This is a genomic window from Microcoleus sp. PH2017_05_CCC_O_A, from assembly GCF_020738785.1.
Lineage (GTDB): Bacteria > Cyanobacteriota > Cyanobacteriia > Cyanobacteriales > Microcoleaceae > Microcoleus.
This window is the reverse complement of sequence record NZ_JAEQCB010000026.1, coordinates 11,742-30,020: the sequence shown is the minus strand read 5'-3', so window position 1 is coordinate 30,020 and position 18,279 is coordinate 11,742. Positions and strand designations below refer to the sequence as shown.

The 18,279-nt window shown below is 46.0% G+C and carries 15 protein-coding genes and 1 tRNA gene; 11 read left to right on the top strand and 5 right to left on the bottom strand.

The features are described from left to right. Window positions 1-3,396: a PAS domain S-box protein gene (locus JGK20_RS08300; RefSeq protein ID WP_293230030.1), complete on the bottom strand. Its 3,396-nt coding sequence runs from the start codon at window positions 3,394-3,396 to the stop codon at window positions 1-3. A gap of 814 nt (window positions 3,397-4,210) precedes the next feature. Here JGK20_RS08300 and JGK20_RS08295 point away from each other — a divergent pair. The 7 genes from JGK20_RS08295 (at window position 4,211) to JGK20_RS08265 (ending at window position 11,506) form a co-directional block, all read left to right on the top strand. Beyond that, entirely contained in the window at window positions 4,211-5,206 is a 996-nt protein-coding gene (locus JGK20_RS08295) for a LysR family transcriptional regulator (protein WP_293230028.1), read from the top strand. Window positions 5,207-5,379: 173 nt separating this feature from the next. Then, window positions 5,380-6,444, top strand: coding sequence for an anthranilate phosphoribosyltransferase family protein (locus tag JGK20_RS08290; protein WP_293175105.1), 1,065 nt, complete (start codon window positions 5,380-5,382; stop codon window positions 6,442-6,444). A 134-nt stretch (window positions 6,445-6,578) separates the two neighbouring features. Continuing rightward, window positions 6,579-7,184 (top strand): molybdenum cofactor guanylyltransferase, encoded by a 606-nt coding sequence (locus JGK20_RS08285; RefSeq protein WP_293175103.1) that lies wholly within the window; start codon window positions 6,579-6,581, stop codon window positions 7,182-7,184. A 73-nt stretch (window positions 7,185-7,257) separates the two neighbouring features. Next, the gene (locus tag JGK20_RS08280) at window positions 7,258-8,457 is read left to right on the top strand and encodes an aminotransferase class V-fold PLP-dependent enzyme (protein WP_293175101.1); all 1,200 of its coding nucleotides are present in this window, start codon (window positions 7,258-7,260) and stop codon (window positions 8,455-8,457) included. 596 nt (window positions 8,458-9,053) lie between these two features. After that, window positions 9,054-9,398 carry a DUF6717 family protein gene (locus JGK20_RS08275; RefSeq protein ID WP_293175099.1) on the top strand — a complete coding sequence of 115 codons (345 nt, stop codon included), beginning with the start codon at window positions 9,054-9,056 and terminating at the stop codon, window positions 9,396-9,398. 17 nt (window positions 9,399-9,415) lie between these two features. After that, a complete protein-coding gene (locus tag JGK20_RS08270; RefSeq protein WP_293230025.1) occupies window positions 9,416-10,768 on the top strand; it encodes an LCP family protein in 1,353 nt (450 codons plus the stop codon). 228 nt (window positions 10,769-10,996) lie between these two features. After that, entirely contained in the window at window positions 10,997-11,506 is a 510-nt protein-coding gene (locus JGK20_RS08265) for a pentapeptide repeat-containing protein (protein ID WP_293230036.1), read from the top strand. A gap of 264 nt (window positions 11,507-11,770) precedes the next feature. Here the strand turns inward: JGK20_RS08265 and JGK20_RS08260 are convergent, their stop codons facing one another. Both JGK20_RS08260 and JGK20_RS08255 read right to left on the bottom strand, forming a co-directional pair. Then, on the bottom strand, window positions 11,771-13,024 hold the full coding sequence (locus JGK20_RS08260) for an S-layer homology domain-containing protein (RefSeq protein WP_293230022.1): 1,254 nt from the start codon (window positions 13,022-13,024) through the stop codon (window positions 11,771-11,773). A gap of 470 nt (window positions 13,025-13,494) precedes the next feature. Then, on the bottom strand, window positions 13,495-14,187 hold the full coding sequence (locus tag JGK20_RS08255; protein WP_293175089.1) for a GDSL-type esterase/lipase family protein: 693 nt from the start codon (window positions 14,185-14,187) through the stop codon (window positions 13,495-13,497). Window positions 14,188-14,266: 79 nt separating this feature from the next. Here JGK20_RS08255 and JGK20_RS08250 point away from each other — a divergent pair, with 79 nt between their 5' ends. From JGK20_RS08250 to JGK20_RS08235, 4 genes are all read left to right on the top strand, one after another. After that, the gene (locus JGK20_RS08250) at window positions 14,267-14,500 is read left to right on the top strand and encodes a DNA-directed RNA polymerase subunit omega (protein WP_293175087.1); all 234 of its coding nucleotides are present in this window, start codon (window positions 14,267-14,269) and stop codon (window positions 14,498-14,500) included. Window positions 14,501-14,902: 402 nt separating this feature from the next. Continuing rightward, the gene (locus tag JGK20_RS08245; RefSeq protein WP_293175085.1) at window positions 14,903-15,547 is read left to right on the top strand and encodes a hypothetical protein; all 645 of its coding nucleotides are present in this window, start codon (window positions 14,903-14,905) and stop codon (window positions 15,545-15,547) included. A gap of 227 nt (window positions 15,548-15,774) precedes the next feature. After that, on the top strand, window positions 15,775-16,140 hold the full coding sequence (locus tag JGK20_RS08240; RefSeq protein WP_293195992.1) for a DUF1818 family protein: 366 nt from the start codon (window positions 15,775-15,777) through the stop codon (window positions 16,138-16,140). 37 nt (window positions 16,141-16,177) lie between these two features. Then, window positions 16,178-16,251: transfer RNA gene (locus JGK20_RS08235), tRNA-Pro, on the top strand. 122 nt (window positions 16,252-16,373) lie between these two features. Here the strand turns inward: JGK20_RS08235 and JGK20_RS08230 are convergent. Both JGK20_RS08230 and JGK20_RS08225 read right to left on the bottom strand, forming a co-directional pair. Next, entirely contained in the window at window positions 16,374-17,000 is a 627-nt protein-coding gene (locus tag JGK20_RS08230) for a hypothetical protein (protein WP_293175049.1), read from the bottom strand. 187 nt (window positions 17,001-17,187) lie between these two features. Continuing rightward, the gene (locus JGK20_RS08225) at window positions 17,188-18,234 is read right to left on the bottom strand and encodes a PDDEXK nuclease domain-containing protein (RefSeq protein WP_293175046.1); all 1,047 of its coding nucleotides are present in this window, start codon (window positions 18,232-18,234) and stop codon (window positions 17,188-17,190) included. Between the last annotated feature and the right edge of the window lie 45 nt (window positions 18,235-18,279).

Sequence of the window (18,279 nt, the reverse complement as noted above, 5' to 3'; positions counted from 1 at the left end):
TTACCTCTTTTCAATAGGCAATCGCACACCGAAAGTCGAGCCGAGTCCCAGGCCGGGACTTTGGGCCCAGACAGTGCCGCCGTGGAGTTCCACGAGATGGCGGACGATCGCCAATCCGATTCCCAGCCCGCCGTAATTGCGTGTATGACTGCTGTCAGCTTGGCGGAAGCGATCGAACACAAACGGCAAAAACTCCTTGCTGATGCCAATTCCCGTATCGCTAACGGCGATCGTCACAGAGTGAACCGGAGACGGAGACAACATGGCACTACCAGCCGATCGCGGTTCCCCCTCCTCCGAGAGCCTGATTTCCACGCTACCGGACGGTGGCGTAAACTTAATGGCATTCGAGACCAAATTCCACACTACCTGCTGCAAACGAGTAGCATCGCCCCTCACCAAGCTCACCCCTTCGCCATAAAAAGTCGCCAATTCAACTCCCCGAGCTTCAGCATCAGGGGCGAGCGCTTTGACTGCGGTTTCTACAATCGGCACCAAATCCACGGGGCGCAGCTTCAAACATACTTTGCCACTCACAATCCGGGAAACGTCCAGCAAATCCTCAATCATCTGAGTCTGCAACCGCCCGTTTCGCTCGATCGTCTCCAAACCCACAGCCGTTTTTTCGGCACTCAACTTGCGCTGTCGCAGTATCTGGGCCCAGCCGACAACTGCATTCAGAGGCGTCCGCAACTCGTGAGAAAGCGTTGCCAAAAACTCGTCTTTAATCCGGTTGGCCTCCGCTGCTTCCCGGTAAAGCCGCGCATTATCGATCGCCACCGCCGCATCCCGCGCCAAATCCGAGAGCAAAATCAAATCGCCCTCGCCGCAGCGGCGGCCGGACTCTCCGCACAGCAACGAAATCGCTCCCAGCGTCCGCCCGCGAGCGATCAGCGGCACGCAGATTGCCGACAGCGGGTTCTGGTAGCACAGCACTTCCAACAGTTCGTTGTCCGACAGCACCGCCTCGATCGCCCAATGCGGTATTTCTGGGTAGAGCTTCGATTCTCCAGTCCGCAGCACCTTTGCTACTCCGTGGCGTCCCTGGGGGTCTACCGGCAAACGGCGATTGATTTGCCACAACAGAGCGACTTTGCTCGGATCTGAGTGAGCAACTGCTTGCAAGCCGATCGAGCCGTCGGCCTCGATTAAATGCACGCAGCACCAATCCCCCAGCCCCGGTACTGCTAAATCTGCCAAATCTTGCAGCGCCTCTTGGTAATTCAAAGAAGCCGATGACAGCACAGCCAAAGCTCGGGCGCGCAAATCCGCTGTTTGGGCCGATCGCTGGCGATCGTCAATATCAGTAGAAGTCCCGAACCACTTGAGGATGTTTCCGTCAGCGTCCCGTACTGGCATGGCGCGACCCAGATGCCAGCGGTAAACCCCGTCAGATGCCCGTTTCAAGCGGTATTCCACCTCGTAGGTCTCCCCCATCTGCACCGACTCATTCCAGCGTTCCAGGGAATTTTTCAAGTCATCTGGATGCACCACTGGCTGCCACCCCCAGCCTTGAGTTTTTTCTAGGGTCAAACCGGTGTATTCAAACCAGCGTTGGTTGTAGTAGTCGATCCAGCCGTCAGGCCAAGCAGTCCAAACTATTTGGGGGATAGTTTCAGCGAGGATGCGGTACAACTGTTCGCTGGCTTCGGCTGCGCGGCGGGCGGTTTGTTCCCGCGCCCAAGCCTGATTTCGCTGTTCTTCGGCCTCTTTGCGATCGCTGATGTCGCTAATCACGCCGATCCATTTCCACGGATGGCCTTGTTTGTCAAGAACTACTTTGCCCCGATCGATCCAGTGGAGCAAGCCACCACCGGAGCATTGCACGCGGTATTCCTGAAAAAATGGGGCAGTCCAATTGTCTGGCGCGCTCAAATATCGATCGACTGCGGCCTCGATTTGCGATCGGTCTTCCGAATTTAAAATACTGTTCCAAGCTGCTCTCGTCCTCGGAAATCTGCCTTTTTCGTACCCCAAAATTTCATCTACACGACCAAACCACAGCACGATACCGGTCTCGATATCCCATTCGTAAATCAAATCGCTCGCACTTTCTGCCGCAATCCGAAACCGCTCTTCTGACTGTCGCAGCACTTCCATAAACTTAAAGCGTTCCGTCACGTCCAAAACCAGAGACAGCATCGAGATCAACTGTCCAGAATCGCTGTAAAAAGCCGAATTGTGCCACTCGCAATGCACCAAAGAACCCGACTTATCATAATTGCTGTTGCGAACGACATTGCACCGTTCGTGTTGGTTTTTCAAACTCTCAATTGCCGCTTGTACATCTTTCACATCGCCGTCAAAAATAAAGTTCCATTCGCTAAAATGCTTGCCTAAAACTTCTGTTGCCTTCCACCCAAAAATCTTTTCAGCAGCCGGAGACCACCCACTGAGGCGAAAATTTTCATCCCACTCAATCACAGCTAGGGGCGTATTTTCAAAATGAGAAGTGAGTTTTTGCAGGGCGTCGCGCAGGGATGCTTCTACTTGCTTGCGGTCAGTAATATCGCTAAAAGAAATAGCCATGCCGTCGCCCAATTTAACGGTCACAATCCGAAACCAGCCGACAATACCTTCGCTGTTGTAAGAAATCTCAGTATTGAGGGGAATTCCTGTTTCTACAACTTGCACGTAACGATCGAACAAACCGCTATCTTGATGACCGGGCAGGACTTGCAGCAATCGCTTTCCGACCATTTCTTCAGGAGTGCTTTGCTGAATTTTTGCCGCAGCGGGATTGACGTATTCCCATTCAAAATCGACAATTTTAGAGCCGTCACGAATGCTGCGAAACACGTTAAATCCGTCTAGAGATAATTCCTGAAAAGCGCGAAAGCGTTCTTCGCTTGCTTGCAGCTTGTTGGCAATTTCCAGCAGGAGTTGTTGGACTCCCTCCGACTGCGCTATTTCTAGGAGCAATTGCTGGTTAATTGGCCCGAGTTCGCTGCTGGGGGATGGGACGGGATTTTCAATGGTACAGCCAGCTTGCGGTCGATCGGCCTTTTGACTTTCCAGCGCTGTATTTGCTGCTAATTGTGTCGCCCGCGTCACCGCCAACACTTGAGAAAGCGAGGGCATCAATTGGGCCACAGCCCACACAGAAATGACAGCGGTAAAGGCAGCGAGCAAACTTGACAGCGCGTAGCTGGGATGAACCAGCATCGAAACTTGCATCAGGTGAGTTGTCCCACCGCAGAAAAACCCGAGTCCCAATAGGATAAAACCCTTGCTGGCAGGCACATACCGCTGCTTCCTGGCAAAGTAGATCAGCATCGCTGGAATTGAGTAATAAGCCAAGGCAATTAACAAATCGCTCACCGCGTGCAGTCCCATTAACTGCAATTGCCACTCTTCCCATCCACCTTGGGGCATAAAATTGTGCTTAAATGACATAATCTTAAGAAAATTCTGCATTTCGCCTTTCCTGTGCGATCGATCGTACTTGCACTTGTGTTGCTGACCCGCTAATTCCTAGTCTATACACAAAAAAACAGAAAACAACAGTGACTTTAGGCAGGGATGAAAGTTCATCGGAGGTTTCAAACGGGCGGCAAGATTCGGACATTTATTGACAGTAATAGGGAGAGCCAGGTACTATAATCTTGAAAGATGTACGATCTAAAATGCTAGCTTTTAACTTTTAATCTTACATACAAACAAGTTAGCTAGAGTGATTGAGGAAACCCCTATGACAGTGCAATTCATTAAATCTGTTGAGTTACAAACTTAAAAACATCGAACGCTCAACTTTGCTGAATTAAATCGTTTTATCAATCAAGTTTTCCAGTCATATAATGGATTTAATTGGGAGCATCTCAGTTTTGCATTTACAGTGCTGTCGGGAGCTAAAAAAAGTTTCGTAGTACGGACTTCAGTCCGCTCTTTAAAAAATGCAGTGCTGTCGGGAGTTCAAAAAAGGTTCGTAGTACGGACTTCAGTCCGCTCTTTAAAAAATGCTTCTTGCAAAACAGAGATGCTCCCATTTAATCTCAGAGAATGGAATAGTCTAAGTCTAATTTAGCCTAATAAATCCTGACCGAGCAAATTAATTTGTAGAGCCAAGCATCCGCGCCTCTAGAACCAGAATCCAAACTAATCTGCACCTGTATCAAGACGTACTAAATTATTCTACTAAATCGGTTAAGGTCTCTAATGTCTCTGACGATCTCCCAGTCAAAGTTCTCAAACCATCTCGAATTAAACATCCATGCGCTTAGAGCAGCTTCAAGCATTTCTTTCAGTTGCTGAAACCGGTAGCTTTCAGCAAGCAGCCCGGAAGTGCGGCGTCACCCAATCGACTATTAGCCGTCAAGTGCAGGGACTTGAAGCGGAAGTGGGTTTGTCGCTGTTTCACCGCACCGCCCACGCCAAGCTGACAGTGGGAGGGGAACGCCTGTTACCTCACGCTCGCAAAATCTGTCAGAGTTGGCGAAATGCTGCGGTCGAATTGGGAGACTTGCTGGCGGGAAAACAGCCGGAACTTTGCGTGGCTGCGATTCACTCGGTTTGCGCTGCTTATTTACCGCCTGTGCTGCAAAGGTTTTGTCGCAGCTATCCTGAGGTGCAGTTGCGCGTGACATCCCTAGGAAGCGATCGAGCTTTGAAAGTTCTCAAAGACGGTTTGGTGGACATCGCGGTGGTGATGAACAACCGCTATTTTACTCAAGCCCCGGAAATGTTGGTTGAGGTGCTCTACAATGAGCCGATCGAGGTATTAATGGCCGCGAGTCATCCCCTGGCCCAGTACGATCGAGTACCTTGGCCGGAATTGATTTGTTACCCGCAAGTGGTGTTTAAGGACGGGTACGGAATGCAGCGCATGGTACAAGAGCAATTCGGACGCATCGGTGCTAAACTTCATGCTGTTTTGGAACTCAACACTCTCGATGCTTTTCGAGGCGTGGTGCGCCAGGGAGAATTGATTGCTTTGCTGCCGCATTCAGCTTTGCTAGACGCTAAGGCCGATCGCACTTTAGCAATTCGATCGATCGCTCTTGAGCGCGCAAATTCCAAGGTTTCGGCGATCCTCTTCGAGGGCTTCGCTAACGGACAATCGGCGATCGATCCGACTTGGACTCGCGAAGTGGTGTTGGTAACAACTCACGATCGAATGCAAATTCCGCCGATCGCCCATTTCTGGAATCTGGTACGGGAACTTGTACCACCATGTGATGTCATCAAAGTAGTAAAATCCGGAAATTAATACCTGTTTATAATTGAGATTTGAAATTTGAGATTTTAGGGCGTTACGAATAACCAATAACGAATAACCAATAACGAATAACGAATAACCAATAACGAATAACCAATAACCAATGCCCAATGCCCAATGCCCAATGCCCGATGCCCAATGCCCAATGACCAACTTCAATAATTATGAGTGACGCATTTAGAGAATTGCTACGAAAAATTGGCAGTGGAGTACACACAGGAGAAAACTTAACTCGATCGCAATCAGCAGCAGCCACGCGAATGATGCTGCTAGGAGAAGCAACACCGACTCAAATCGGAGCTTTCATGATTTCCCATCGCATCAAACGGCCCACCGGCGAAGAATTAGCCGGAATGCTGGATGCTTACGAAGAATTGGGGCCGATGCTTGCCCCTCCCAACCGAGAAAAAGGATTTGCCGTTTCTAGCGTCGCCGTGTTTGGCGTAGCCTACGACGGGCGATCGCGCACCGCTCCAATTAGCCCAATAACCGCCCTAATATTAGCCGCCTCTGGCGTCCCAACCGTCATGCACGGAGGGGAGACAATGCCAACCAAAGAAGGCATTCCCCTAATCGAAATTTGGCGCGGTTTAGGAGTTGACTGGAGAAAACTCCGTTTAGAAAAAGTCCAGCAAGTTTTTAACAGTACGGGTTTAGGTTTTGTTTACCTTCCCAAGCATTTTCCTCAAGCCGCGAGTTTAGTGCCCTACCGCCGCGAAATCGGCAAACGGCCGCCTTTTTCGACAATGGAATTGATGTGGTGTCCCTGCGCCGGCGACGTTAACGTCATCTCAGGCTACGTGCACCCGCCTACAGAGGGTATGTTTCAAGCAGCCTTTGAGTTGCGGGGAGTCAAAAATTATACCACAGTCAAAGGATTGGAGGGCAGTTGCGACTTGCCGCGCGATCGAACTGCAATTATCGGCATTGCTAAACCGGGCGCCGAGTTCGAGCGAGTGCTTTTAGCCCACGGAGATTACGGTTTTAGCAGTACAAATCCCGCCTTTGAATCAGCATCTGAGTTATTCAAACAAATGCAGGAAGTTTTGTTAGGAAAACACTCAGAAATGATGCAATCTGCTATCTGGAACGGCGGATTTTATCTGTGGCGCAGCGGAATTTGTTTGGATATGGACTCTGGTTTGATTGAGGCAGAAACCTTATTAAGCAGCGGTCAAGTAGTGCAAAAACTTGAGGAAGTTAGCAAAGCCGTTAGTGCTTTGAATTGAGAATCAATCAGGTTGAGTGCTAATGACAGTTGACAGTTGACAGTTGACAGTTGACAGTTGACAGTTGACAGTTAACCGTTAACTAATGACCAATGCCCAATGCCCAATGCCCAATGCCCAATGCCCAATGCCCAATGATTAACCATAAAATAGCAGTAATTGTGCTCGCAGGCGGTCAAAGTTCGCGGATGGGTACGGATAAATCTCTCCTAGAAATTGAGGGTAAAAGCCTGTTGCAGCGGGCGTGTGAGGTTGCAGCAGTTGTAACGCCACAAGTGTATGTTTTGACAGCTTGGCCCGATCGCTATCGATCGACCCCAACCCAAAAATCCCAATTTCTGGTAGAGTACAATCCGGGTTCCGGCCCCTTAGTGGCATTAACTCAAGGACTGACGGACATTTCTGCCGACTGGATTTTGCTATTAGCTTGCGATTTGCCCTTATTAGATTCCCGAATCATTGATAATTGGGCGAGTAAGTTAACAGAGTTTCCCCCATCTACCTTAGCAGTTGTCCCCTATCAAAATTCGCGCTGGGAGCCATTATGCGGTTTCTACCGCAAACAATCTCTGTCCAGCTTGCAAAGTTTTATTGACAAAGGGGGACATTCATTTCAACAGTGGTTAAATCAAATCCAAGTAATCCCTCTACCCGTAGGGGAACGAGAAGCAGTCATGCTATCGAATTGCAATACACTAGAAGAATTTGAGCAATTAAAAGGTAAAATGGTTGACAGTTGACAGTTGACAGACTAATGACTAATAGGGTTCGCGAGCGGGGACGCTCGCACTAATAACTAATGACTAATAACTAATGATTAACGAATATTGGTTACTCGATCGCGAAATCACATTCCTCAACCACGGTTCCTTTGGAGCCTGTCCGATTCCCGTACTGGAAGCGCAAACCAGTTTTCGAGAACAACTGGAAAGAGAACCATTGCGCTTTTTAATGCGGGAATTTGAGCCGCTGTTAGATAACGCCAGAAATCAGTTAGCCACCTTTATTGGTGCAGGCGAAGAAGAATTAGCCTTTGTGCCGAATGCTACCACTGGAGTCAATGCCGTTTTGCGATCGCTCTATTTTAGTCCGGGCGACGAATTGCTAACCACAAATCAGGAATACAACGCCTGTCGCAACACACTAGATTTTATCGCAGAGCGCACAGGCGCCAAAGTAATAGTAGCAGAAATACCATTTCCCATTGAATCGCCAGAACAAATTATTGAAGCAATAATTAAGTGCGTTTCCCCGCAAACAAAATTAGCCTTATTAGACCACATTGTCAGCCAAACAGGTTTAATTTTTCCCATCAAACAGTTAGTCGGCGAATTAGCTAATCGCGGCGTAGATGTATTAGTAGACGGAGCTCACGCACCGGGAATGGTAGCACTGAATTTAGAAGAAATCGGCGCCGCTTACTACACAGGAAATTGCCACAAATGGCTGTGCGCGCCGAAAGGTGCAGCTTTTCTGTACGTGAGGCGAGACAAACAAGATAGCATTCGGCCAACTACCATCAGTCACGGCGCCAACTCACCGCGCGCCGACAAATCACGCTTTCAACTAGAATTTGACTGGATGGGAACAGTCGATCCAAGTCCCTATTTGTGCGTACCTGTAGCCATTGATTTCATGGGTTCTTTGTTGAGTGGCGGCTGGCCGGAATTGATGGCAAAGAATCATGATTTAGCATTGGCTGGGAGACAAATATTAGCAGATAAATTAGATTTGCCGCTGCCTTGTCCCGATGAAATGGTAGGTTCTATGGCTGTTATACCACTAGCCGACGAACAGCCTGACGCCGCTGCAACGGGTGGAATTCCACCATTGCAAGAGGTGCTGTGGCAGATTTTTAAAATAGAAGTGCCGGTTATTCCTTGGCCAGATTCTAGCAAGCGGCTGGTGAGGATTTCAGCTCAATTTTACAATACCTTGCCACAGTATGAATATTTAGCGAAAGCGCTAGCTGAGCTAACAGGAAATTCAGCGGGAGATTCCCAAAAAACCTAAACCTTAACTATAGTAATCCTCAAAAAAAAAGGTACGTTGTTGGGCTTGGACCCTCCGAAGATTTGTGATCTACCAACTTACCCAACAACAGCTTTTACCAAATATACCTAAATACGCTTGGATTAAAGCTTTCAAATGAGTTTAATCTCACGAATTTACAGGAAATACAAGCATCTTTTAGCAGCCTGACTATTCTTAAATGAACCGTATTGGTCTACAATCTACGGTAAGAGGGCTGAAGCCCAACAACGTACCTTATCTTTCTGAGAGCCACTATATCAAAATAAATATTGCAAAAAATTATATTTAAAATATTCACTATCTAAAATTAAGCAACTAATACGAATCCTAAAAAAACTGGCAAAATATTATAAATAGTATGCGAGCATCTGTAGGGATACGACAATACCGTCTAGTTCACAGAACTGCGAGTTTTAATAATTGGTACAAGATTAAGAATTGTAGCAATTTATTTTAAATTAGCATTAAAACACGGTACGAAAATCGGATTTTACACAACTTCCGCTGCACCGAATATAATGTATCAAGACTTGTATTTATATCCCCAAAAAACAAAATAAAAAGAGGAGAATACGATGTCAAATGCCATGATGGTAATTTTCCCCTATCGCGAACAGTACACCTGGGTTTTTGACGACGAGCGAGCCGGACTTGTCCGAGAACCATTTGTTCAGGGCGTCCCCGAAATGATTAACGTACTTGTCGCAGACATTCCCAACGCCGCTCAAGGTTTCCGACTATTATTTTCAGCCAATCCATTTCCCGGATATCAAGCAGAAATGGCTTGGTTTAAAACAGAATACGGCGGAAACTGGTATCGGTGGGAAGCCGAAAATCTCGAAGGCTGGCTTTGTCCGGCTTTGTTTAAATACTTTCTAGAAGCACCGCCCAAGTTTTATTGCAAAGCTGAAAAAATGTAATAATCAAGAGCAAGTCAATGAAAAACTTGTCAATCTTTAAGAGAAACTTTGTTAAACCAGCCGATCGCAAATCTAGACAAAAGCTCAAATTAGCACTATGTATATTTGGGCTATTTGTGCTAATTGTCACAGCAGCCATCTCCGCAGGACTCGGGGCAATTACCGCCCTCTTAGCACCCGTGGAACCGCAAATGATTAGCAAAGTCCTAGACGCTACAGGCTTTAACTATATATCATCCAACCGCTCTGGATACCGCCTCTCGCGGCCTGTTAATATCTTAATCCTGGGAATTGACCGCGTACCCGGATCTGTCCCCAATTCCCGCAAGATTTTTAACGGCCGCAGCGATACAATACTCTTATTCCACCTCGATCCTAGAGAGAAATCTATTAGTTTGCTTTCAATTCCGCGAGATACAAAAGTCGAAATTCCCGGAATTAGCTTCAGCAAAATTAACGAAGCAAATGCCAGAGGAGGAGCAGTTTTGGCGGCGCGATTGGTGAGCACTATCGCCAACAATGCAACAATTGAAAGATACGTGCGAGTCAGCAGCGTTGCGTTTCGGGAATTAGTCGATTTGTTGGACGGAGTTGAGGTATTTGTACCTCGGGCGATGTCCTATACAGATAAAGCCCAAAAGTTAAGCATAAATTTAGCACAGGGATGGCAAAATCTCAACGGAGAAGAAGCAGAACAATTGGCTCGATTTCGCAACGACGGTTTGGGAGATATCGGCCGAATTGGGCGACAGCAATCTTTAATTCAAGCTATTCGCAACCGCCTCGCAAGTCCATCAGTATTGGTGCGATTGCCACAAATTGTGCGATTGATGCAAAAATATGTAGATACAAACCTAAATTTTGAGGAAATATTGACGATCGCAAATTTCGGTTTGCAATTGGAGCGAGATAATTTTAAAATGGTGATGTTACCGGGACGCTCTAGCTCATCACAAGGGGATTTGAGGAGTTATTGGATTGTCGATGTTGCTGGGCGCGATCGCATTATGACACAATATTTCAAACAAGGCGCAGCGGATTTTGCCCAAGGGCGAACCGCCAATCCCAGCCAGCCGGTTTCACCCAGCAGCCTCAAAATCGCCGTCCAAAATGCTTCTAGCAACCCAAAAACCGCCAAAACCGTCGCTGAATTTCTCAGAAAAAAGGGCTTTTCTAACGTATCTGTAGTCAAAGATTGGCCCGACAAGCAACGTCAAAGTCAAATTATTGTACAGCAAGGCGATTTAGAGACCGCGAATCTTCTGCAAAAAACTTTAGGCTATGGTAAAATAGAAGCATCTTCTACTGGTGAAATTGAATCTGACTTGACACTTCGCGTCGGCGAAGATTTGGTAAAGCGATTTAATTAGTTATTAGTTATTAGTTATTAGTTATTGGTTATTAGTTATTGGTTATTGGTTATTGGTTATTGGTTATTGGTTATTGGTTATTGGTTATTTATTATTTGTTATTTGTTGCTTGCAATGCCCTGTTTTCCCTTCTTCCCTTCTTCCCAATGCCCAATGCCCAATGCCCAATGCCCAATGCCCAATGCCCAATGCCCAATGCCCAATGCCCCATTCCCCATTCCCATCATCATGAAAAGTGTATTCCGAATAGTCCTGAGCCTAATTTTAAGTGTAGTGTTAGCCTTTGGGTGGGTAATGATGAGTGCTACTCCGGCATTTGCGCTACCAAAAAAAAATATTAATTACACAAATATTAACTTGTCCGATCGCGATTTCTCCAATTCTGACTTAGCGGGCGGAACATTCGTCGCCGCCGAGATGCGGGGAACCAACTTTCAAGGCGCTGATTTAACCAATGCGATTTTGACTAAGGGAGTTTTGTGGAAGGCTAACTTGTCAGGTGCAAATCTGTCCGGTGCTTTAGCCGATAGAATTACATTTGATGGCGCTAATTTGACGAATGCTAATTTCACCGAAGCAATTATGACTCGAAGTCGTTTTTTTGATGCAGCCATTTCCGGGGCTGATTTTACCGACGCAATTATCGATGCTTATCAAGTAACAATGATGTGCGAAAAAGCCGATGGTGTCAATCCCGTGACGGGAGTTTCTACGCGAGAAAGTCTGGGATGTTCGTAGAAATTTTGATTTAAATAAGGCTGACGCGCCAGGGCGAGAAACCGGGTTTCTACGAGTTTTTTGGTTTAGTAACAATCAATCTCCAAAGAAACCCGGTTTCTGAGTTCAGCCTGTACACTCTTCGGCTAGAAACCGGGTTTCTACGAGTTTGTTAGTTTAGTAACAATCAATCTCCAAAGAAACCCGGTTTCTGAGTTCAGCCTGCATCACTTACATCCGTTACGTTCGTTACATCCCGTACATTGCTCGTTGCGGAAATTCCTTTTATCGAGCGCGACAAATGCCTGTATTTGCAGTACCCAATACCAAGTCAGAATTCAACAACAAATCTAAATCGGTGTCGGGATTAACAGCATACAAATCGACTTTATCTCGACCCAAAAATACCCCAACCAAAGTACCGACTCCTGCGCCGCCGAGTACCTCTTCAGTGGCGATCGCCCGATCGCCCGTAACTCCCGCAATCGCCGCCGCCGCTGCTGCACCCAAAGCCGTGTTCTTAATCAGATTACCAACATTCACGCCCTTAGTCACAGTTTCTTTGCGAGTAATCACCTGCGAAGTAGCATTCAGAGGAACTCTGCTACCGTTGATGATACTTAACTCTTGCGCCACAAACTGAACGCCCTCAGCAGTCGATCGCAATTCGCCACTAATTTTCGAGCCCTCGGGTATCATAACCTTGCCATTACTCCCTGCGATATCCGCAGCCACAGTCAGCGTAATCGGAGACTTGTCATTGGGGGCGAGCAAAATCTTGCCTTTGGCGTACTCGATGGGAATAGTCACCCCGCTGGGGATTTTCACAGCAACACTCTGGCCAATATCAATCTTAGCAATGTAAGGAGAATTAATTGCTCTTGCTTGATTGGTACTGACTAATGTTTGATAGATAAAAGCAGCTACTTCCGCCCGCGTGGCTGACTGGTTTGGCTTCAGGGATTTAGGATTGGGATAGCTGACAACCAACTGTTTTTCAGTAGCAGCAGCCACACTTTTCACAGCATAACTTTGAATTTCACCCGCATCATTATAGTAGCTGAGAACATCTTGAAAATTGCAAGCAGGCTCATAACCCAGCCCGTTATTTAAAGCCACTACAACTTGAACGCGAGGAATCTGCTGTGATGGCCTGAAAACATTGCCGGGGTAGCCAGACATCCATCCCATTTCATAAGCTTCGGCGATCGCCCCCCGCGCCCAAAAATTAGACGGAACATCGACAAAACCTATAGCAGCGCGAGTTTTCGCCTTTTTCATAGAACGGATCATGGCTGCGAATTCTGCCCGCGTGACGGGTGCATCCGGGCGGAAAGTGCGATCGGGAAAACCTTTAATAATGCCTCTTTCTGACAAATCTTGAATAAAGTCTTTCGCCCAATAGTTATTACTAACATCCGAAAAAGCTGTTTCAGCAATAGCAGGCGCAGGAGTCAGCATCGGCGCTGCGGTTCCGGCAACGGTTGCCAATGTTAATATAACAGATGTGCCGAATTTAATGCGTTGAGATACAGACATTTTTGATTCTCCAATTTACACAAGTTTTTTATTGAGAAAAAAGCAAGCCTTTGTCCGGCTATTTATCGTTGATTGATTCTTGCCTAGCTTGCTCTTGCGCTCAGTGATGTCATCATTATTAAATGCTTTTATTTGTGGCGAGGGGAAGATACGGTCTTTTAAAATAAATATTTTTATGCTGGTTGGTCGATTTTAAAATGCTTAAATTCCTTAAAATCCTTATGTTGCTTATCTTCCTTATCTACCTGGAACTTATAAAGGTACGTAAAAGGTATGTAGTTGCGCTTCAGCGCTCTTTTGGGATATCGGAAAGAGCGCTAAAGCGCAACAACGTACCTAGAGCAAGGTATGTAGTTGCGCTTCAGCGCTCTTTTGGGATATCGGAAAGAGCGCTGAAGCGCAACAACGTACCTAGATTAATGACTAATTGAAAAGAGCGCTAAAGCGCAACTACGTACCTAGACTAATAACTAATGACTAATAGCGAGTAGCGGTTCCCAACTTGTCACATCTTCAAATAAACATTGATAACCGACTTCATTGGGATGGAGACCATCCGAAGTCAGACAAGAACGCCACCAAATATTACCGCGATCGATCCATTTATCAAAAATATCTAAATAGGGAATTCCCCGTTCCAAACAAGCTAACTTTGTGGCTTCTTTATAGCGATATTGGTCAGCGTGATTGTAGTACAAACAATCTTGAAAAGGCATTTTGCTTTCATCCACCGGCACCATCCCGACAAATATCACCGGACAAAGTTGTTGCGATAAATTTAACAAATTATCCAAAACAGTTTTAAAATGTTCAAAATCAGTATAACTGCGCCCAGTCGGCGATTGCACTCTCGCCGTATCGTTGAGGCCTACCGACAGTATGATGGCATCCGGGACGCGGTTTCTGAGCTCGCCCCGGTGCCGAAACTCGTTTTCGAGGCGCTGGGCGACTTGATACGTGCGATCGCCCCGAACGCCCAAATTGTATAAAACGTGTCCTGCACTCTCCGTTAACATCCACTGTCGCCGCAATCTTTCCACCCAACCCCCGCCTACACCGTCGCCGAAACCGTAGATTAAACTGTCGCCGAAAGCAACCAATTTGAGGGGATGAGAATTTACCTGATGCAAGTGACCAAAGGAATAGGCTGTTGTTGCCTGCATAAGCAATGATACTCAGTTAGTAATTTTGAATCTTCGCATACTAGACTAGAATGTAACATTAGATAAAGTAGGTAATCTCATGGTTAAGCGTCCAACCTTCGATTCAACTCAGCTAACCCGTCGGGCAGAAGAGTTGATCGGTGCTGCATCCAATCGCTATCGGATTACGGTGCAAGTGGCGAACCGCGCCAAACGCCGTCGCTATGAAGATTTTGACAATATGGACGACCATCAAATGATGAAACCTGTGATGCGGGCGATATTTGAGATGTCGGACGAACTCACTCAGCCGGAAATTATCGGGGATATCTAGACTTGGGGAGTTTTGAGTGGTGAATTTCAACAATTTTTGTTAATTCAAAACTCAAAACTTTCTTCAAATAGACTGGCGCGACTGGCAAAAAAATCCGGTTGATTATATAACAATCCTAAATGATTTGTGAATTTCTTACTCCCTCCCCTTAATAAGGGGAGGGTTGGGGTGGGGTGAAAAACTTTACGACTCATGCAAAGACTTCTATATCTACCGAAGAGAGGTAGAAATATATAGACAAGGGAGTGTCCGCCTCGCACTCTTAAAAACTATCTTCACCAAATCGCGATGAACCCAATCGGGTTGATTTTGGGAAAGTCCTCAAATCAGAAATCAGGATATAGGCTGGTAGGTGAGTTTAGGAAATTATTCTATTTTTGAATTGAAATTATTGTCAAAACCGTGAAAAAGAAATTCAAGCTGGGCTTCAGTTTTCTGTTAGTTACTTTGAGTGTGGCGATTTTTACGCTTTTGAGTGGGGTATTGGAATCGGGTAAATTAAGTGTGTCGGCTTTGGAACCTTCGCTGCTGCGTGGTTCTGGGTCTAGAGGACTGGTTGCTCAACAATCGGCGCCGCAGCAATTGAGGGCGCAGGATGCGTGGAAATTGGTGTATGAAAAAGTGCCGGATTTGCCGATCGAGAATAACTACATTTCTAAGGAAACCGGCAAAGTAGATCCCAACAATACTTTAGTCGGGCGCTTGATTAGATATCATGTGTTTGTTAAAGGACGGCCGCCGAATTACCGTTTTGATTGGAAGTTGAGTTTAGCTGACTATCTGGGGGCGACTCCCGATTATTTGGTGGAAGGCGTGTATCCGGGAAAAGATGTTTTGCGAGAAAATCCTATGGAACGCGATCGCGCTGCTATTCAAAGTTTAAATAGAAAACAGCGGGATGCTTTGGTTCAAGCTTTGGTTGATGTTTTTACCGAGAATTCGGGGCCATCGCGCACACCGGCGGCGGGCGAAACACCAAAAGGGCGATCGACTTCCCCGGAAATACCCCAGCCACAGCCGGGAGATGCAAAGTTGCTGACACCGTAAGCTTGAAGGAGGCCTAGAAACCGGGTTTTTGGCTAATCTGCCTGGTGTAACGCGTCTTTTCGGCATAAACAGATTGGTTCGTAGTGCGGACTTCAGTCCGCAGCGGGAGTGCGGACTGAAGTCCGCACTACGAACCGTTGTTGTTATCGTAATCGACTGGACATGATATAAGCCATAAAATCACCTAATCAATCTAAAATCCAAAATCCAAAATCTAAAATCGCCAGATGGAACGTGTAATTAAGACTGGTGCGGGCTGGCGTTTGGGATGGAACCCAAACGCAGAAGAGTTTCAGGGTTTGGTGGCTGGGGAAGGTTGGGCGATCGAACTCACCGAAGCCGAGTTAAACGATTTTTGCCGGTTGTTGGGACAATTAGCCGCCACAATGAGTCAAATGGCCTCTGAGTTAATGGACGAGGAAAAAATCGCCATTGAAGCCGAAAGCGACTTGTTGTGGGTGCAGTTAGAAGGCTATCCCGAAGCTTACAGCGTGCAGTTGATCTTGAATGCTGGTAGGAGGTGCGAGGGTTTTTGGCCGGCGGCTGCGGTTCCGAGTTTGGTGCAGGCAACCAAAGTTTTAAAAGTTTTTTGACTTTTTCTGAGATTCTATGCTAAGCTGTTAAAGCTGTCGGGGCGTAGCGCAGCTTGGTAGCGCACTACTTTGGGGTAGTAGGGGTCGTGGGTTCAAATCCCGCCGCTCCGATTGTGATAAAGATCGTGATAAAACCTTCTCAAACGAGAAGGTTTTGTTGTTTTTAGCAGTGACTCTTGGTATTGCTGAGTTCGTGACAGTGGAGTACAAAACGTCATCCTCTGGATCCTCTTTTAGGCAAAACCAGGAAATTTCTCACTCAAACTTTGAGAGAAATAATACTGACACCAAAATTCTGCTACTTCTAACAACATCGGTACAGATTTAGGAGTTATACCTGAACCATACTCCGGGGCATAACTTTCTACGTATTCTTTAGCTAGTTTATAGATCCAATAAGGAAAATCGTTGTCTGTGAAACAACGCAGTGCATAGTCTAATTTTAGTAAATTTCCACTGCGGACAAAATGTACTGTTCCCCAGGCAACATTACGACGATCGTCTCCTTGTAGGCTATTAATTGTTCTCAATAACTTACGGATAGATTGCTCGCCTTCATTACTAGGATTTTCTAGGTAAATTTCCATTTGGGCGATTCCTTCAGCTATTACCTGTTTGTGCTGTTCCCATTCTTCCTCGGTATAGTGTTCGGGACAAGTAGCTTGATTCATCTCGTGTTGTACTCGCTGAGAAATGTACAGCGCAAATTTTTCGGCCGCAACTCGATCGGTACACAAACTTTTGATACTTGTCAGTCTGGTTATGGATATAGCAAATCGAGTTTTTTCAAGTTCCTTGGCTGTTTGAACCCATTTCTTGATTTTAGTGGCAATAGGAGTTAGTGAACTTTTTGGTTTCATTTTAATTGATAGAATGCACAAGTTTTGTCGTAGGTTTTTTTAGATTGTACACAAACCTATGTCATAGATGGCGATCGCCATTTCGGTTATTTTCCGGGAATTTTGCTGTGACTCGGGCGATCGTAGTGTCGGAATGTGCTGTTAAATGTTGTCGAATGCCATCTCGTCAATTATTCCATTGTTTTTGTCATAACTCCTCCTCAATCTCCACATCTACCGCTTCTAACTCAGCTTCCAACTGCTCAAAAGTCGGCAAACTCCCCTGTAACTGTTCCGGTAAAGTCTCCCGCAATTGATAAGTCGAAACCCCGATCGCCTTATTCATGTCTCGCAAAGAATATTCCACAATCTTCTGCTTTTTATTCTTGCATAAAATCATCCCAATAGTCGGCATATCGTCCCGGTGTTTGAGTAAATCATCCACAGCCGAAACGTAAAAACTCATCTTTCCCGAAAATTCCGGCTTAAACGCTTCCACTTTCAAGTCAATTACCACAAAACAACGCAAACGTAAATGATAAAATAATAAATCAATATAAAAATCTTCCCCTTCAACCTCTAGATGATACTGACTCCCGACAAAAGCAAACCCTACTCCCAATTCCAGCAAAAAATCGCGGATGCGTTCAATCAAAGCCTGCTCTAAATCGCGCTCTTTTGCTGCTTTGCCTAAACTGAGAAACTCAAAATTATAAGGGTCTTTAAATAACTGTTGAGCCAGTTCTGATTGAGGATTTGGCAGAGTGCGAGAGAAATTAGTATCAGCTTTCCCTTGCCGCCGGTATAGTCTACTTTCTATCTGATGAACTAACACATTTCGACTCCATCCTTGCTCGATAGTTTGGCGAATGTACCACTCGCGCTCAACCCCATCTTTCACACTATCCAAAATGCGGATATTATGGCCCCAAGGAATTTGTGCAACAACCTGCTGCACAAATTCAAAATCTGGGTAAGTTTCCGCAAAACTCCTCATATATTTCAGATTGCGAGATGAAAAACCCTTCATCTCAGGAAAAGCTTTTTGCAAGTCAGCAGCCAAAGTGTCTATAACTTTAGTACCCCATCCTTGCTGCTGTTGCCGATTTAAAATATCCTGTCCAATTTGCCAATAAAGCAACACTAATTCTCGGTTAACAGAAACTGCTGCCCGTACTTGAGCATTGCGGATGCGTTCTTTCAGTTCCCGCAGGAAAATATTATAATCTTCTGGAATTGATAAACTATCCACCATAGCTTAACCCCCACATATTTTCTTGAATCAGCGTGGTTTTATAGT

What these genes read in the sequence shown, in the direction of transcription:
- JGK20_RS08300 (WP_293230030.1), bottom strand. Translation starts at nt 3,396, where the DNA reads ATGTCATTTAAGCACAATTTTATGCCCCAAGGTGGATGGGAAGAGTGG.
- JGK20_RS08295 (WP_293230028.1), top strand. Translation starts at nt 4,211, where the DNA reads ATGCGCTTAGAGCAGCTTCAAGCATTTCTTTCAGTTGCTGAAACCGGT.
- JGK20_RS08290 (WP_293175105.1), top strand. Translation starts at nt 5,380, where the DNA reads ATGAGTGACGCATTTAGAGAATTGCTACGAAAAATTGGCAGTGGAGTA.
- JGK20_RS08285 (WP_293175103.1), top strand. Translation starts at nt 6,579, where the DNA reads ATGATTAACCATAAAATAGCAGTAATTGTGCTCGCAGGCGGTCAAAGT.
- JGK20_RS08280 (WP_293175101.1), top strand. Translation starts at nt 7,258, where the DNA reads ATGATTAACGAATATTGGTTACTCGATCGCGAAATCACATTCCTCAAC.
- JGK20_RS08275 (WP_293175099.1), top strand. Translation starts at nt 9,054, where the DNA reads ATGTCAAATGCCATGATGGTAATTTTCCCCTATCGCGAACAGTACACC.
- JGK20_RS08270 (WP_293230025.1), top strand. Translation starts at nt 9,416, where the DNA reads ATGAAAAACTTGTCAATCTTTAAGAGAAACTTTGTTAAACCAGCCGAT.
- JGK20_RS08265 (WP_293230036.1), top strand. Translation starts at nt 10,997, where the DNA reads ATGAAAAGTGTATTCCGAATAGTCCTGAGCCTAATTTTAAGTGTAGTG.
- JGK20_RS08260 (WP_293230022.1), bottom strand. Translation starts at nt 13,024, where the DNA reads ATGTCTGTATCTCAACGCATTAAATTCGGCACATCTGTTATATTAACA.
- JGK20_RS08255 (WP_293175089.1), bottom strand. Translation starts at nt 14,187, where the DNA reads ATGCAGGCAACAACAGCCTATTCCTTTGGTCACTTGCATCAGGTAAAT.
- JGK20_RS08250 (WP_293175087.1), top strand. Translation starts at nt 14,267, where the DNA reads ATGGTTAAGCGTCCAACCTTCGATTCAACTCAGCTAACCCGTCGGGCA.
- JGK20_RS08240 (WP_293195992.1), top strand. Translation starts at nt 15,775, where the DNA reads ATGGAACGTGTAATTAAGACTGGTGCGGGCTGGCGTTTGGGATGGAAC.
- JGK20_RS08230 (WP_293175049.1), bottom strand. Translation starts at nt 17,000, where the DNA reads ATGAAACCAAAAAGTTCACTAACTCCTATTGCCACTAAAATCAAGAAA.
- JGK20_RS08225 (WP_293175046.1), bottom strand. Translation starts at nt 18,234, where the DNA reads ATGGTGGATAGTTTATCAATTCCAGAAGATTATAATATTTTCCTGCGG.